The sequence below is a fragment of the Bacillus jepli genome, assembly GCF_047238305.1.
In the GTDB taxonomy this organism is placed as follows: domain Bacteria; phylum Bacillota; class Bacilli; order Bacillales; family Bacillaceae_L; genus Ferdinandcohnia.
The window spans coordinates 3,747,148-3,762,757 of record NZ_JBDFMO010000001.1 but is presented as its reverse complement, the minus strand read 5'-3'; the positions used below and the strand labels follow the sequence as shown (position 1 = coordinate 3,762,757).

Annotated in this window: 22 protein-coding genes; 18 read left to right on the top strand and 4 right to left on the bottom strand. The window is 36.5% G+C overall.

The genetic code is table 11. The features are described from left to right. Nucleotides 1-52 precede the first annotated feature (52 nt). The 8 genes from coxB to ABC371_RS19225 all read left to right on the top strand — a co-directional run bounded on the left by coxB (nt 53) and on the right by ABC371_RS19225 (nt 6,648). Nucleotides 53-1,120: a cytochrome c oxidase subunit II gene (coxB, locus tag ABC371_RS19260; protein WP_412898265.1), complete on the top strand. Its 1,068-nt coding sequence runs from the start codon at nt 53-55 to the stop codon at nt 1,118-1,120. A 25-nt stretch (nt 1,121-1,145) separates the two neighbouring features. Beyond that, nucleotides 1,146-3,020 (top strand): cytochrome c oxidase subunit I, encoded by a 1,875-nt coding sequence (ctaD, locus tag ABC371_RS19255; RefSeq protein ID WP_412898264.1) that lies wholly within the window; start codon nt 1,146-1,148, stop codon nt 3,018-3,020. Next, nucleotides 3,020-3,640 (top strand): cytochrome (ubi)quinol oxidase subunit III, encoded by a 621-nt coding sequence (locus ABC371_RS19250; protein ID WP_116350707.1) that lies wholly within the window; start codon nt 3,020-3,022, stop codon nt 3,638-3,640. Before ctaD ends, ABC371_RS19250 begins: the two co-directional genes overlap by 1 nt. A gap of 4 nt (nt 3,641-3,644) precedes the next feature. Beyond that, complete coding sequence (gene ctaF / locus ABC371_RS19245; RefSeq protein WP_412898263.1) at nt 3,645-3,971, top strand: cytochrome c oxidase subunit IVB; 327 nt, start codon at nt 3,645-3,647, stop codon at nt 3,969-3,971. Nucleotides 3,972-4,129: 158 nt separating this feature from the next. Then, nucleotides 4,130-5,035 (top strand): cytochrome c oxidase assembly factor CtaG, encoded by a 906-nt coding sequence (ctaG, locus tag ABC371_RS19240; RefSeq protein WP_412898262.1) that lies wholly within the window; start codon nt 4,130-4,132, stop codon nt 5,033-5,035. A gap of 28 nt (nt 5,036-5,063) precedes the next feature. Then, on the top strand, nt 5,064-5,525 hold the full coding sequence (locus ABC371_RS19235) for a DUF420 domain-containing protein (protein WP_412898261.1): 462 nt from the start codon (nt 5,064-5,066) through the stop codon (nt 5,523-5,525). Nucleotides 5,526-5,666: 141 nt separating this feature from the next. Next, the gene (locus tag ABC371_RS19230; RefSeq protein ID WP_412898260.1) at nt 5,667-6,176 is read left to right on the top strand and encodes a GNAT family N-acetyltransferase; all 510 of its coding nucleotides are present in this window, start codon (nt 5,667-5,669) and stop codon (nt 6,174-6,176) included. Nucleotides 6,177-6,252: 76 nt separating this feature from the next. Continuing rightward, nucleotides 6,253-6,648 (top strand): Asp23/Gls24 family envelope stress response protein, encoded by a 396-nt coding sequence (locus ABC371_RS19225; RefSeq protein ID WP_412898259.1) that lies wholly within the window; start codon nt 6,253-6,255, stop codon nt 6,646-6,648. 93 nt (nt 6,649-6,741) lie between these two features. On the opposite strand, the gene ABC371_RS19220 is transcribed toward ABC371_RS19225, so the two are convergent. Beyond that, on the bottom strand, nt 6,742-7,110 hold the full coding sequence (locus tag ABC371_RS19220; RefSeq protein ID WP_412898258.1) for a YugN family protein: 369 nt from the start codon (nt 7,108-7,110) through the stop codon (nt 6,742-6,744). Nucleotides 7,111-7,306: 196 nt separating this feature from the next. Here ABC371_RS19220 and safA point away from each other — a divergent pair, with 196 nt between their 5' ends. From safA to ABC371_RS19205, 3 genes are all read left to right on the top strand, one after another. Next, nucleotides 7,307-7,900, top strand: a complete 594-nt coding sequence (safA, locus tag ABC371_RS19215; RefSeq protein WP_412899396.1) for a SafA/ExsA family spore coat assembly protein — start codon at nt 7,307-7,309, stop codon at nt 7,898-7,900. Between the two features lie 9 nt (nt 7,901-7,909). Beyond that, nucleotides 7,910-8,335, top strand: coding sequence for a CBS domain-containing protein (locus tag ABC371_RS19210; RefSeq protein ID WP_412898257.1), 426 nt, complete (start codon nt 7,910-7,912; stop codon nt 8,333-8,335). 115 nt (nt 8,336-8,450) lie between these two features. After that, complete coding sequence (locus ABC371_RS19205; protein WP_412898256.1) at nt 8,451-9,515, top strand: CAP domain-containing protein; 1,065 nt, start codon at nt 8,451-8,453, stop codon at nt 9,513-9,515. Nucleotides 9,516-9,558: 43 nt separating this feature from the next. Here the strand turns inward: ABC371_RS19205 and ABC371_RS19200 are convergent, their stop codons facing one another. Next, complete coding sequence (locus tag ABC371_RS19200) at nt 9,559-10,056, bottom strand: PaaI family thioesterase (protein ID WP_412898255.1); 498 nt, start codon at nt 10,054-10,056, stop codon at nt 9,559-9,561. A gap of 118 nt (nt 10,057-10,174) precedes the next feature. Between ABC371_RS19200 and ylbD the strand changes: the two genes are divergently transcribed. The 5 genes from ylbD to ABC371_RS19175 all read left to right on the top strand — a co-directional run bounded on the left by ylbD (nt 10,175) and on the right by ABC371_RS19175 (nt 12,275). Further along, complete coding sequence (gene ylbD, locus ABC371_RS19195; RefSeq protein WP_412898254.1) at nt 10,175-10,585, top strand: spore coat protein YlbD; 411 nt, start codon at nt 10,175-10,177, stop codon at nt 10,583-10,585. A gap of 18 nt (nt 10,586-10,603) precedes the next feature. Further along, nucleotides 10,604-10,843 carry a YlbE-like family protein gene (locus ABC371_RS19190; RefSeq protein WP_412898253.1) on the top strand — a complete coding sequence of 80 codons (240 nt, stop codon included), beginning with the start codon at nt 10,604-10,606 and terminating at the stop codon, nt 10,841-10,843. Between the two features lie 95 nt (nt 10,844-10,938). Continuing rightward, the gene (locus ABC371_RS19185; protein WP_412898252.1) at nt 10,939-11,337 is read left to right on the top strand and encodes a hypothetical protein; all 399 of its coding nucleotides are present in this window, start codon (nt 10,939-10,941) and stop codon (nt 11,335-11,337) included. Nucleotides 11,338-11,414: 77 nt separating this feature from the next. Further along, nucleotides 11,415-11,858, top strand: a complete 444-nt coding sequence (locus ABC371_RS19180; protein WP_412898251.1) for a YlbF/YmcA family competence regulator — start codon at nt 11,415-11,417, stop codon at nt 11,856-11,858. Between the two features lie 141 nt (nt 11,859-11,999). Beyond that, the gene (locus ABC371_RS19175; RefSeq protein WP_412898250.1) at nt 12,000-12,275 is read left to right on the top strand and encodes a YlbG family protein; all 276 of its coding nucleotides are present in this window, start codon (nt 12,000-12,002) and stop codon (nt 12,273-12,275) included. A 44-nt stretch (nt 12,276-12,319) separates the two neighbouring features. Here the strand turns inward: ABC371_RS19175 and ABC371_RS19170 are convergent, their stop codons facing one another. Continuing rightward, a complete protein-coding gene (locus ABC371_RS19170; RefSeq protein WP_412898249.1) occupies nt 12,320-12,709 on the bottom strand; it encodes a DUF7147 family protein in 390 nt (129 codons plus the stop codon). Between the two features lie 402 nt (nt 12,710-13,111). Here ABC371_RS19170 and rsmD point away from each other — a divergent pair, with 402 nt between their 5' ends. Continuing rightward, nucleotides 13,112-13,669, top strand: a complete 558-nt coding sequence (rsmD, locus tag ABC371_RS19165) for a 16S rRNA (guanine(966)-N(2))-methyltransferase RsmD (RefSeq protein WP_412898248.1) — start codon at nt 13,112-13,114, stop codon at nt 13,667-13,669. A gap of 14 nt (nt 13,670-13,683) precedes the next feature. Further along, nucleotides 13,684-14,175 (top strand): pantetheine-phosphate adenylyltransferase, encoded by a 492-nt coding sequence (gene coaD, locus ABC371_RS19160; protein WP_412898247.1) that lies wholly within the window; start codon nt 13,684-13,686, stop codon nt 14,173-14,175. Here coaD and ylbJ read toward each other — a convergent pair. After that, a complete protein-coding gene (gene ylbJ / locus ABC371_RS19155) occupies nt 14,172-15,398 on the bottom strand; it encodes a sporulation integral membrane protein YlbJ (RefSeq protein WP_412898246.1) in 1,227 nt (408 codons plus the stop codon). The two genes, coaD and ylbJ, sit on opposite strands and share 4 nt — an antisense overlap. Between the last annotated feature and the right edge of the window lie 212 nt (nt 15,399-15,610).

Here is a 15,610-nt window from a genome sequence, read left to right as displayed (position 1 = left end):
TTTTCATAAAGATAGTAGCAAAATATTATTGAAAGAGGGGTTTGAATAAGCTATGAAAAAATGGCTACCAAAAGTGCGCTTGTTTACACTGTTTAGTTTCATGGCGCTGCTGTTAGCGGGGTGTGGGGAACCATTCGTATCTGCACTAAGTCCGGCAGGGGAAGTTGCAAAAATGCAATATGACTTAATGATTCTCGCAACATTAATCATGGTAATCGTAATTGCAGTTGTTACAATTATCTTTATCATTGCCTTAGTCAAGTTTAGACGCACAAAAGTTGGTGAGGACAAAATTCCAAAGCAAGTTGAAGGAAATCACACCTTAGAAATCATTTGGACTACTATTCCAATTCTTTTGCTTTTGATACTTGCAATTCCAACAGTATCGGCTACATTTAAATTAGCTGATGTAAAAGCGATGGAACAAGATGAAGATGCAGTTGTTGTCAATGTTACTGCAAACCTATATTGGTGGGAATTTGAGTACCCTGATCAAGGGGTTGTAACTGCACAGGAGTTAGTTGTTCCTATGGATGAAAAAGTCTATTTTAACCTAATAGCTGCAGATGTAAAGCACTCATTCTGGATCCCAGCAGCTGGTGGGAAAATGGATACGAACACAGATAACGTAAACAAATTCTGGTTAGAGTTTGACTCAGAAAGTACTGAAAAAGCAGGTGGTTTACTATATGGTAAATGTGCTGAGCTTTGTGGACCTTCACATGCTTTAATGGATTTTAAAGTAAAGCCAGTTCCACGAGCTGAATTTGATCAGTGGATGGACAAAATGGTAGCTGCTAAAGACGCTGAACATGTACCAGCAAACGATGTTGCTAAAGCCGGTGAAGAATTATTTACTTCTAATGGCTGTATCTCATGTCACGCAATAAACCCTGGTGAAAAGCGTCCGACTGCACCAAGTTTAGCTAATTTCGGTGATCGCTCAAGCATTGCTGGTAAATTAGAATTTAGTGAAGATAATTTAAAAGATTGGTTGAAGGATCCTGAATCAATTAAGCCAGGTAATAATATGACTGGAACTTATGATAATAAAGGTTTATCCGACAAAGACTTGGATGCTTTAGCTGAATATCTAATGGGACTTAAAATCGAAGAGTAAGATTAAGGAATAAGGAGGTCACATTGTGAGTACTTTAACTCAGAAAAAAGGGTTTGGTGCTGTTTTATGGGATTATCTAACTACTGTTGACCATAAAAAGATTGCTAAACTTTATATAATGGCTGGTGGCTTTTTCTTCCTACTTGGTGGAATCGAAGCCCTCATTATCAGGATTCAGCTTGCTATACCTGATAATAACTTTGTAAGTGCTGGCTTTTTTAATGAAATTTTAACGATGCATGGTACAACCATGATTTTCTTGGCAGCCATGCCGCTTTTACTTGGATTTATGAATGCCGTCATGCCACTTCAAATTGGTGCACGTGACGTTGCATTCCCATTTGTTAATGCTTTAGGTTTCTGGTTATTCTTCTTCGGAGGAGTATTTCTGAACTTAAGTTGGTTTATGGGTGGTGCACCTGATGCAGGTTGGACTTCTTATGCATCACTTGCATTACATTCAGAAGGTCATGGTATTGATTTCTATGTACTAGGTCTTCAAATTTCAGGTATTGGTACTTTAATTGGTGGTATTAATTTCTTAGCAACAATTATCACAATGAGAGCACCAGGAATGACTTATATGCGTATGCCATTATTTACCTGGACTACTTTTGTGGCATCAGCATTAATTTTATTTGCATTCCCTCCATTAACAGTAGGGTTATTATTAATGATGTTTGACCGTATCTTTGGTACAGCATTCTTCGTTCCTTCAATGGGCGGAAACACAATCATTTGGGAGCACTTATTCTGGATTTTCGGTCACCCAGAAGTATATATCTTAATTCTCCCAGCGTTTGGTATTTTCTCAGAGATTTTTGCTACATTCTCAAGAAAAAGACTTTTCGGATACTCATCAATGGTATTCGCTACCGTATTAATTGGTTTCTTAGGATTCATGGTGTGGGCTCACCACATGTTTACTACAGGTTTAGGTCCAATTGCGAACTCTATTTTCGCCGTTGCTACAATGGCAATTGCCGTTCCAACGGGTATTAAAATCTTTAACTGGCTCTTCACAATGTGGGGCGGGTCCATGAAATTTACTACACCTATGTTATATGCAGTTGCATTTATTCCATCTTTCATCATGGGTGGGGTAACTGGTGTTATGTTAGGTTCTGCTCCAGCAGACTATCAGTATCACGATTCGTATTTCGTAGTTGCTCACTTCCACTACGTTATTGTCGGTGGAGTTGTATTAGCAGTATTTGCGGCTACTCACTACTGGTGGCCAAAAATGTTTGGTAAAATGCTAAACGAAACTTTAGGAAAAGTTACTTTCTGGTTGTTCCTAATTGGTTTCCATTTAACATTCTTTATTCAGCACTTTTTAGGTCTAATGGGAATGCCACGTCGTGTGTTCACATTCTTACCAAACCATGGATGGGAACTTGGAAATTTAATCAGTTCAATCGGTGCTGCATTTATGGCTGCAGGGGTACTCGTTCTTCTATATAACGTTGTAATTACATCTATTAAAGGAGAAAAAGTTACTGGAGATGCATGGGGAGATGGCCGTACACTTGAGTGGGCAATTTCATCACCACCACCAGAATATAACTTTAAGCAATTACCTTTAGTTCGTGGCTTAGATGCGTTTTGGGTAGAAAAAATGCAAGGCAAAAAAGAAATGACTCCTGCAGAACCACTTGGAGACATTCATATGCCGAACAGTTCTTTCTTACCTTTCATGATTTCTTTAGGACTTTTTGTTGCTGCATTTGGTTTCTTACACCATCCAGATGGTGTAAGTTGGTCAGTTCCAGTGATGATTATTGGAGGAATCATTACTTTCGGTTCTATGTTCTTACGTTCTATCATTGATGATCATGGATACCACATTCACAAAGCAGAATTAATGGATGATGATGACAAGAAAGGGGTTGAGGCATAATGCACGTGGAAGAAAAATTAACAGCTGAAACATTTCCTGCAGAGCCTGAAAAAGCGACCCTAGAAGGAAAAAATAAATTTATTGGTTTTTGGCTCTTTCTTGGAGGCGAAACCGTATTATTCGCTTCCCTTTTTGCAACATATTTAGCATTAAACAAAAGCAATGGTACGGGTCCATCATCACAGGATTTGTTCGAAATACCACTTGCTTTTGCAATGACAATGATCCTGTTAACTAGTTCATTAACTAGCGTGTACGCAATGTATCATATGAAGAATTTTAATTTCAAGAAAATGCAACTTTGGTTAGGTCTAACTGTATTACTTGGTGCTTCTTTCTTAGGATTAGAAATCTATGAGTTTCAACATTATGTACATTTAGGACATACAATCACAGGAAGTGCATTTGGATCTGCATTCTATTTATTAGTTGGGACACACGGTGCTCACGTACTATTTGGATTATGTTGGGCTCTTACACTTATGATTCGAAATGGAAACCGTGGTTTAGACTTATATAATGCACCTAAGTTTTATGTCTTTAGCCTTTACTGGCACTTTATTGACGTAGTATGGGTGTTCATCTTTACTGTTGTATATCTAATGGGAATGGTGGGATAAACACATGGCAAATAATTCGAATAACACTAATGTTGATTTAGCCTATCGTAGAAAAAAAAGTGCGGAAGAAATGAAACATCATGTTATTTCTTTTGCTCTCATGATTTTTCTTACTATCATTGCCTTTATTGCAGTTGGATCTGAACAATTTTCACCTTGGTTTGTAGTACCATTTATTCTACTTCTAGCTGTGATTCAGGTTATCTTACAATTGTATTACTTCATGCACATGAATCATAAAGGACATGAAGCACCCAAAATGTTCATGTTTTCAGGAGTATTAATTGCTTCTGTAACAGTTCTATGCTTTATGACAATTATTTGGTGGTAAGGTTCAGAAAAAGTCGGTGTAAAAGCCGGCTTTTTTCAATTTCTAGTATTTTTTTATTTAGACAAGAAATGTTCATAATTGGTTTGTTTGCAAGGCTATTTCCCGAAGAGTATAATTAATAGTATCTGTATAATGACTATATTACTAAAAGGGGTGAGATGGAGATGTCTATAGATATCTTTGGTTTTCGGGCATTATGGAGTCCCTATTTTTTAGCTTCACTATTAATCATAACGATTTTATATTTTATGATTGTTGGTCCATGGAGACATCGATTTGCTCATTCTGAACCTACATCGTTTAAAACGAAAATATTATTTGTAATTGGGATGATCTTACTTTATACATGTAAAGGAAGTCCGATTGATCTATTAGGTCATATGACCATGACCGCTCATATGACACAAATGGCGATTCTTTATTTAATTGTACCGACATTTTTCATTTTAGGTGTCCCAAATTGGTTATGGAGAAAGTTCATAAATCTCAAAGGAATAAAACCAATTTTTAAATTTCTTACAAAGCCATTAATTGCTTTAGTTCTGTTTAACGGTTCATTTTCTATGTATCACATACCACTCGTTTTTGACTATGTTAAAACTGGTGTATATATACATGCTGCAACGACAGTTTTTATTTTTATAGCTGCCTTCTTTATGTGGTGGCCATTAATCAATAAACTAGAAGAGTGGAACACTTTGAGTGGTCTCAAAAAAGTTGGGTATATCTTTGCAGATGGAATGTTATTAACACCTGCATGTGCGCTCATCATTTTTGCAGATACAGCTATGTATGCAACCTATACCGAGCTGGGGTCGTGGATGAATGCACTTGCACTTTGTGTACCTGAATCTATGTTGTCAAGTATTAACCTAACAGGTCCGGAGATGTTTAACTTTATGCCACCGCTTGAAGACCAACGTACTGGTGGTGTCATTATGAAAATTATTCAAGAGTTCGTATATGCGATTTTACTAGGCAAAGTATTCTTTGAATGGGTTCGTAAAGAACGTGAAGATGAAAAATTACTAGATGAACAATTGCTAAAACCACAAACAAATTAAAGAAGAGAAACTGTGAGAGAGGTTTAACATGAATTTACCGATTCTGCCTACTATAAGCACCACTTTTATCGTATTAAGTGCAGTAACTGTTGCCATAGGTTGGTATTTAATCAAACAGAAAAAAATTGAGGCTCATAAAAAAGCGATGACAACTGCTGCGATTTTTGCTTTGATTTTCTTCATTATTTATATGTCAAGAACAGTGTTTGTCGGAAATACTTCATTCGGTGGTCCTGACGATGTGAAAGTCTACTACACGATTTTCTTAATCTTTCATATCTTTTTGGCAACCACTGGTGCGATATTTGGAGTGATTACATTATATCTTGGCTTTAAAAATAATATCGCAAAGCATCGCAAGCTTGGACCGATTACAAGCATCATTTGGTTTTTTACAGCTATAACAGGTGTAGCAGTATACTTCTTACTCTATGTCTTTTATAAGGGTGGGGAAACAACATCCATGTTAAAAGCAATATTAGGCTTTTAACAAACGACAAATAGGATTGTTTGTAATATGTATAAGGTGTTCTAGAATACAATATTCTAGAGCACCTTTTTATTTTGTAATTCGTTTCACATAATTAACACCTTAGCCATTTTTCATTTTCGTAAGAGGGGAGTGTTAAGGATGATTGAAATCTTTACAGAAAACTTATTATTGGTTCCATGTTCGTTGGATATTGCCAAATCGTTAGTATTTCATCGCATAGAACTTGAAAAACGATCACCTATAACGATTCCACAAAACTGGCCATCTCCATTAATAACAGGTATTCTTCCGTTTTATATAGAGAAGCTTGAGAAGGATGAGAGTTATTATGGATGGGGATTATGGCTAATCATTAATTACGCTGATAAACGGATTATTGGCGATATTTATCTTCATGGCAAACCTGATAAAAAAGGAAATGTTCAATTGACGTATACGATGAATCGAGATTACCAGAAGTCAAATTTAACTTATGAAGCCGTTGATGCTTTAATTGATTGGTTAGTTACCCAAGCCGATGCGAAAAAGGTATTAATGGAATGTAGTGATAGTAATTATCAATCTATTCGATTGTTTGAAAAACTGGGGATGAGATGTACGAGGAAGGATGGTAGATTTTTAACTTGGGAGCTTCGTAAGGTCATTTAATAAGTGATTATTGTAAAGAAATTTTCTAGACTAGTGCCCAATTCAGCTCTTCTTGCATATGGTAGGAGTAACCTTTGTGGCTTTGAAAATGAGAAGGAGTGTGGTTGGGGTGGTTCGTAAATCATTGGAAAATGGCTCTCTTTATATTAAGAATGATGTGTTGGCAATGATTGCATCCATATGTGCTGAGGAAACAGAAGGAGTAACAATTGTTTCTGGATTGAAGGATGGTGTTTCCGGCATTCTGAATCGAAAATTCCATAAAAACGGGATAACGGTTATTGAAGAAGAGGAAGGGATTGCCCTTGAGGTTAAAATTGCCGTTGAATACGGTTTAGAAATTAGAAAGACCTGTGAACAATTACAACAAGCAATTTTACATGAGATAAAAAGTATGACTGATATTAGTGTTTCAAGTCTAACTATAAAGGTAGAAGGACTTACAAATTCAAAAATACTTGTGACAAACTAACAAAAAAGGAACAGCAACGGCTGTTCCTTTTTTGTGCATTCTTGTTTAGCTCCACCACTTGTTAGGGTTAAGCAAAGTGCATGCGTTTTGCTTTTATGCGTTTACAACTGCGTCAACATCTTCTTTTACTTTTGCAAGGATGCGGTTGCATTGATCAACTAGGGTAGTAGGGAAGTTTTCATCTTCACCATATTCAACTCCATGTGGGTAATAGTACTTACCAACAAATGGAGTAAGTAGTTTAATGACTGCATCTTTTGCATTTTCTTCGATAATTCCTTCAACCGCATAACCTTGAACACGAAGGTAATAAATATCCCCTTTGATTTCAAACTTACGGTCGTATGTAATTCTTTCATAATCCCACTGACCTGCGAGAATAAATCCTTGTGATCTCATTATGTCAGTTAATCTTGGTAATTCGATTGTGACGTTCTCAATCCCCGTTTTTTCAAATCTCATATAAAAAATCCCTCCAAAAACCGTCAAGCAACGATTTATATGTTCTCAGTATAATAATAGTACGAAAAGATACAAGTTGCAACGTTTGACATTAATATGTCACGAAAAATAAAAAATATTTTGGTGAAATTTTTCTATTTTGGTCAAACTAACATCGAAAGGAGGGACAAGATTGAAAAAAATACTTATTATTTTTATGAGTTTAATGTTTGTTTTAAGTCTACCATTTATAGCGCATGGACAAGGAACAACTACATACACCGTACAGCGAGGGGACTCGCTATGGAAAATTGCTGTACGCTACCAGGTTGGTTTGTCAGAAATTATTTCAGCGAACCCGCAGTTTAAAAATCCCAACCTGATCTATCCTGGTCAAAAAGTTACGATTCCAATCTTAGATAATGTCAAAAGTATTGAAAATCAGGTTATTTCATTAACCAATCAACAACGTACCAAATATGGTTTGCCGGCATTAAAGACTGATTGGGAACTGTCACGCGTAGCACGCTATAAATCCATAGATATGAGAGATCGAAACTATTTTGAACATACTTCACCAACATACGGTTCTCCATTTACAATGATGCGAAACTTTGGTATTTCATATCGTACGGCTGCAGAAAATATTGCTGCTGGACAAAGAACACCACAAGAAGTTGTGAATGCTTGGATGAACAGCCCAGGACACCGTGCGAATATTTTAAAGCGAGATGTTACACATATCGGTGTTGGATATGCAGAAGGTGGTTCAAAAAGACATTACTGGACACAAATGTTTATTGGAAAATAGGAGGTTACAATGGATTCTGTACGCGATGTAATGAGCACTGATGTTGAATATTGTACGCCCCTTGATAATGTTTATGAAGTAGCTGTAAAAATGAAGGATTTAGATGTCGGTGTGATTCCAATCTTAGAAGATAAAAAATTAATTGGAATGATCACTGATCGTGATTTAGTGGTTCGTGGATATGCAGAAAAAAGATCTGGATCAAATAAAGTGACAAATGTGATGAGTGATGACTTAATTACATGTACACCGGATACTTCTCTAGAGGAAGCATCTCAGCTAATGGCGAAACATCAAATTAGACGCTTACCAGTTGTAGAAAATGACCAATTAGTTGGAATGTTATCACTTGGTGATTTATCAACGAATGAAACATCTGATAACTTTGCAGGTGAAGCTTTAAGTGATATTTCCGAACAAGATCAACTTCATTAAACGCAGGCACCAGATGGGTGCCTGTTTATTTTTTCCCCAACAACGCATAACTCTAGCAAAGTTTTAATATACATAGTAGAAATACCTTCGATGTTAGGAAGTGGTTATTCTGAAATTGACTAAGATTGCAGTAACCATCTTACTATTGGCTTCTAGCTTTTATTATATTTCTATCAATCATGGAAGAACAGGACTAGTGAACGGTGTTGAGCATACACCAACCAAACTAAAAGAGACAAGCATAGCGAAACAAAATATCCCTCTTCAAAAAGAAATTCACCAATATAATGGCCTATTCTCTTTCATTGGTATGGATAGCACGCAAATAAAAGAAAAATTAGGGGAACCCCATCGCATTGATCGCTCATCCTATGATTATGAATGGTGGGTGTATAACACAAATTCTCAAAATTATATCCAGGTGGGAATTGAAAATGGTAGAGTTGTTACCGTATTTGGAACGGGCAATGACGTTCTCGTTGAACCCTTTGCAATTGGACAATCGGTATCGGAAATCCAATCAAAAGGGCTAATTAAGCCTAAAATTTCATTAAACGTTGATAAGAATCCTTATCGATTTGAGCTAACAGACAAGGAAATGGAAGTAAGACCATTAATCGCAATGGGAAATGTCTATGTTCAACTATACGTGGATACATTCACGGACAAAATATCAAGTATTCGTTTTTTAGACGGGAGAACTTTAATCAAACTTCGTCCCTATGAATTAGCCTACCGAGGAGAATTACTCTCCGCAAAAGAGATCACTCCAGCAGAGTGGAAAGAAATTGAACAGGGTAACAAAGCGCAAATCCTCGATATTACGAATGTCATCCGGATAAGACATGGAATAAAACCATTAAAAAGCGACGAACAATTAGCTGAAGTTGCTTATTTACATAGTAAAGATATGCGAGCAAATCAATATTTTGACCATGTTTCCCCAACAAAAGGTGGTCTTGCGGACAGACTAGAAGATGGGGAGGTAAGGTATCAATTGGCAGGAGAAAATATTGCAGCAAAATATGTGGACGGAATTGCTGCTGTCGAAGGCTGGCTAAATAGTGAAGGTCATCGTGAAACCCTTTTAAATGAAGAATACAATTACCTAGGGGTTGGGGTGTATGAAAAATACTACACACAAAACTTTATACAAGCATGGGACGAAGAAGACCAGTAAGCGATCCTGACAAGGTTTCGCTTACAGGTCTTTTATATCGTGTTTAATTTGTTGCAGGTCGATCAATAATAAAGAAACTTCCGGTCGCATGTGCGATTAATCTTCCGTCATCACGGTATACCTTTCCTTCGGTTACACATATTTTTGTTCCTTTATGAATCATGTGTGCTACACATCGTAATTCTTTTCCGATTCCTGGTGCCACGTAATTTATTTTCATTTCGGTTGTTACAGCGGCTTTTTCTCGAGGGAGGACATGGTGTACTACCGAACCCATTGCAGAGTCAAGTAAAGTGGCAGTGATACCACCATGGACAATTTGTAATGGATTTTGAATAAGTTCCGTATTTGGAATAATAATTTCATAGGTTTCGTCATCAACAACACGCCGGTTTGTTTGCAATAAGGCTCCAATATAGGAGCCATTTTCTTTTGTTTGTTTACGAATCACCGCATCGATTACATGTTCCATTGTTTGTTTTTCTTTTTCATCTGCTTCTAGGAAAAATGTTTGTAATTTATGCAAAATCCGATCTTCCATTATCATAACCTCAAATCCATAATATTTTTATTATTCTCATTTTATCAATATACATATCGTTTTGGCAATTTGGGCGAACCATTCAATTTAATAAAGATAAACTATAGTAGGCAATTGTATGAATATCGAGGTGATTTATATGGGGAGAAAACTTCATCCAACCGTTCAGGAATTTAAAGCCTTCGTCAAAAAACATCCTTTACTTGTTCAGGAAGTGAGAAAAGGAACACTTAAGTGGCAGGAAGTATATGAAGACTGGTATATACTCGGTGAGGAAGATGAGAAGTGGAAAAAGTTTAAAGATAAAGATAGTAAAAAAGAGGATAGTGGAAAAGGAGATTTTATTGGAAAAATATTTTCATCCATCAAAAATGCTGATATGGATAATCTCCAGCAGACTATCACAAATGTTGGCGAAGCCATTTCCACCATTCAGGCTGTTATTCACCAGTTTCGTGGGGATGAAAATCAACAGCAAGTGAACCCTACCCAAAAGCATCAACATCCTTTTGCTTTTCGCAAAGATTAGGTGAGAAGGGAGTTTAGGATGCGACAAGAAACATACGAATACCTCAAATCCAAAAAACAATTACAAGCGTTTGTCCGTCAAAATCCAGTTTGGTACCGTAAATTAACGAGAAATCCAAGAGACTTTCACATCTTGGAAAATGAGGCAAAGGCTTATTTCAAACAAACCATTCCACATAAAGTACAAAAAATAAACCAGTCTTTAGAGATGGCCTCATTTATGCTACAGATGTATCAAGGGATGCGACAAAGTGATTAAGGATGGAGCCGCACGATTTTTGGGCTCCTTCTTTTTAATGCTCAAGGATATTTAAAGGGTTCAAGGAAAAACTAGGAAAAAAGGAGTTGAAGAATGTGTGCAAGTTTTTTTTACTTTTTTCTTTTCTATGCTCCCTGATTCACATAAATGAAATATCCGTTGCAGCCGAGAACATTAACCAACCCTATTTCAGCGAAACCAGTGAGGTGGAAATCGAGCGATCCTTTGAAGTTGAGCATCAAGTTAGAGGTAATGATGTATATCTAGAGTGCATAATTTCGAATTTTACATTTAAACAAAGTGGTGGACAAAAAAGAGATGGAGAGGGTCATCTTAATGTCATGGTCGATGGGAAGAGGATAGAAAAAATTTCGACAGCAGCCTTTATTATTCGAGGTCTTTCTAAGGGAGAACATACATTAACGATTCAAGTTGTACATAATGACTTAACTAAATATCCTCTTGAACATAAAATTCATGTCCAAATTTACTAAATTTTATTAGCTTTTCGTTTTTGCAGTAGATGCGATTCGTAAAAATTCGTGGTATAGTGAATATGGAGGTGTTAATTTTGATTGCCACAATTGAAAAAATTGAAATTCTTGACGAGGCTCAAGAAATTTCATCAATGATTCTACATTCAGAACTAGCAGAGGAATACCGAAGCTGTTTATATAATTTACAACAAGATAGAGAAGCACAAAAGTTAATCGCTGATTTTCAAAGAATGAAGGAAAAATATGATGAGGTTCAACGATTTGGGAAATACCATCCTGATTTTCGAACAGTTTCAAAGGAGACTAGGGAATTAAAAAGAGAGCTTGATCTTCAAGAATCCATTGCTAATTTTAAAAAGGCTGAGGATAATTTACAAAAGGTGCTTGATGAAATTAGCGTACTACTAGGTGGAGCTGTATCAAAGCATATTAAAGTCCCAACTGGGAATCCTTATTTTGATTCCATCTCGAGCTGTGGTGGAGGCTGTGGAAGTGGTGGAGCTTGCGGTTGTAAATAATGCTATTAAAAATAGCACATGCTAAGGTCATTTTCAGAAAAAGGTAAGTTTTCTACTTTATTTCATATTGTAAAATTTTAACTTGTTATGCTACACTATTAAATAATCTAATGTAATCTAATGAAATAAGGAGAAAACACAATGATTGGACAACGCCAAGGAATTATCGTTTGGCTACATTCGCTCAAACATTCAAAAATGCTGCGTAAATTTGGCAATATTCATTATGTGTCTAAACGACTAAAATACGTGGTCCTCTATAACGATATGGAAAATACGGATTCAATTGTAGAAAAATTAAATTCACTTGCCTTTGTAAAAAGGGTGGAGCCGTCTTATAAACCATTTTTGAAGATTGAATTTGAGAATAAAAAACCAGATCGTGCAAAGGAATACGACTATAAGATTGGTTTATAAAAAAGCTTATCAAAGGCATCTTGCTTTTGATAAGCTTTTTTTGCTTATTTCATCGGCGGGAGATAGCGGTTCATTCGTAAAATCCCGATTAAATGCTGATAATAGAGTTCTTTTTCATGGAACATCGTAGAAGGCTTTACTTCTAGTGTGATGATTTGTAAATCTAGTTTCTTCGCTACCTCCTCAAAAAGAGTGTAGCGTTGATTTGGTTTGACATCAGGATTTGGAATTCCTTCTCTACAAATATAGACCGCTTGGAAATCCCCAGGAATTGTCGGTTGAAATGCCACAGCCAAAGAGGTAACCTGTTTATCCTGGATAGTTGTGTGAAATGCAAATAGCTTAGAAACTCGGTGCCTATTTCCTCTTATAAGCTCAAGGAGTTCATATATATCTGAGTATCCTTCACCTATCTCAATAAAACGTTGTATCATACTAAATTCCCCTCAAATTCATATTTACCATGTCTACTTTATCATGAATAGATTTGAATTAACAATTAAAACAAAAAAACCCTGCAAGTCTGCAGGGTCCTTCCATTCCATGTTTTTCGTTACCGTTCACATGGAAGAAGGCAAAGGGAGAGGAGAAACCGGAGGAAGAACTTATGGGGAAACGTAAGTCTTCTCCGCGGTTGGCAACAACATCCTCGAATGATGTTGTTATTACTAATTATGACCAATTGAAAATTGTGTATACATCATGTTACATATTTTTATTATCCGAGTAAAATTTTTGCTAGACATAAGACCTAGAATTTTTCGTATTTCATTAACAAACGTTTACGTTTATGATAGGATTATGATATTCAATTTACATAGACAGTGGTGATAGAAGTGAGAGTCGTATCCGGGTCGAAAAAAGGTATTCACTTGAAAGCGGTACCAGGGGTGTCTACTAGACCAACAACAGACAAAGTGAAAGAAGCCATCTTTAATATCATCGGGCCATATTTTGATGGAGGGAATGGACTTGATTTATTTGGAGGAAGCGGAGGACTTGGAATTGAGGCTCTAAGCCGTGGAATCGATAAGGTCATATTTGTTGACCGTGATCAAAAAGCAATTCAAACGATTAAAGGAAATTTAGAAACATGCCGACTTGTTGACCATGCAGAGGTGTATCGAAACGAAGCCTTCCGAGCATTAAAGGCCATTGTAAAACGGGATATTCAATTTAATGTAATCCTTTTAGACCCACCTTATAAACAACAAAAATTAACAGAGTTAATTGAAGAAATTAGCAAACATCAGTTGTTAACGAAACAAGGTTATATTGTAGCGGAACATGGGTCAGATGTTTTGTTAGAGCAATCCATTGGCAACCTCCGTTTAGTTCGTCATGAAGTGTATGGAATCATTGGGGTATCTATATATAGACATGAAGAGGAATAGAAAGGGGAAACGAAATGACTAGAATTGCCGTCTGCCCAGGGAGTTTTGATCCAGTAACAAATGGGCACCTCGATATTATCAAAAGAGGAGCAAGGGTGTTTGATAAAATGTATGTGTGTGTATTAAATAATTCTTCTAAACAACCTTTGTTCACAGTAGAAGAACGAATACAACTGCTACAGGAAAGTACGAAAGATTTACATAATATTGAAGTTGAATCCTTTTCAGGCCTATTGATGGACTATGCGAGCCAAAAGAATGCGAATGCAATTTTACGAGGCCTTCGTGCTGTTTCGGATTTTGAGTACGAAATGCAAATAACTTCAATGAATCGTATCTTAAATGAAGAAATTGAAACTTTTTTTATGATGACAAATAATCAATATTCCTTCTTAAGCTCAAGTATTGTGAAGGAAGCTGCTAAATATCATGGAGAAATTTCCGAACTTGTACCAAAGCCCGTTGAGTTGGCGCTCAAAGAGAAATTCAAAAGCCCTGCAAATTAAATGCGAGGGCTTTTCATTTTGGTTGAGTATACGACAATATAACCTAACAACGAAATAATCGTCACGAGTGGTCCGTACGTTAATAACCCGTTCCATAACGATTCGATCCAAACGGAAGTCTGTTCCGAAACGAATGGAGAGAAAACACCGAGAGTTTCCTCTGAGCCAGCATTTTTTGCGTAAAGTGGATCCCATAAAAGAAATGTAAGGACCCCTGCTAAAAATCCGTGCATAATTCGCGCAATAAAAAATGGTTTAAACCTAACATCTGTTTCTGCTAAAATGCTTGCAACCTGTGCTTGAACAGAAAGTCCACAAAATCCTAGGATAAAACTTACTGTAATTACTTTAGGGAGTAAGTCAATATGTTCCAATTTACTTGTCATCATTGAACCAGTGGTTATTTCAAAAATTCCAGAAATAAGTGGGATGCTAAGTTCTGTAGGCAATTGAAAGAGTTTTAATAAAATGGATAGTCCAGCCCCAACTAATGCAATCACATTAATGAGTGAAAGGAGCTTGTTAAAAACAGAAAATAGAATGATAAATCCGCCGATCATTAACAATGTATGAATAGAGGTAGTTACAGCGTCACCTAATAATTGACCAAATGGTCTTTTTTCCTTTAGTCTGGTTCGGTGAAGCTCCTGTAAAGCTTTTACAATGATGCTTTTCTTATCTTCATCTTTAGGTGTTTGTTCATCCCCTTTTTTACCATGGAATCTCATGATTAAACCCACACAAAAATTGCCAACATAATGGCTGACTGCAAGTAAGATGCCTAACTCTGGATTTTCAAAAAAACCGACGGAAATAGCGGCAAATATAAAAAGGGGATTTGAAGCATTTGCGAAGGAAACAAGTCTTTCTGCTTCAACCCTCGTAATCTGTTTCTCCTGTCTTAGTCGTGCAGCCAATTTTGCTCCTGCCGGAAATCCTGAAGCCATCCCCATAGCCCAGGCAAATCCACCCACACCCGGGACTCGGAATAGAGGTCTCATTAATGGCTCAAATAGAACGCCGATGAATTTAACAATCCCAAAACCAATTAATAACTCTGATAGTATTAAGAAAGGGAGTAAGGAAGGAAATACAATCTTCCACCACATTTCCAGACCAACCCTCGAAGCTTCCAGTGATTCTTTTGGAAAATAAATAAGTGCAATTGTTAATAATGAAATTCCTGCTGCAATTGTTACTGTTTTAAATCTAGAACGTATCAATGGTACTCCTCCTACTGAAGTCTTCTTTTTATACAGTGAGATCATATAAGTGATAGATTAAAAGAGCCCACAATTTTCACAATCCCCTATAGTTTTCTAGAATGCTCATTAGAAAAAATGAAAAATGCAAAAACAACCGTATGGTTTGTGCATCTATTTAAATATACGTGGACAGGTAGCAAATTTAGACCAAAAGAATGTACAAGTTTTCA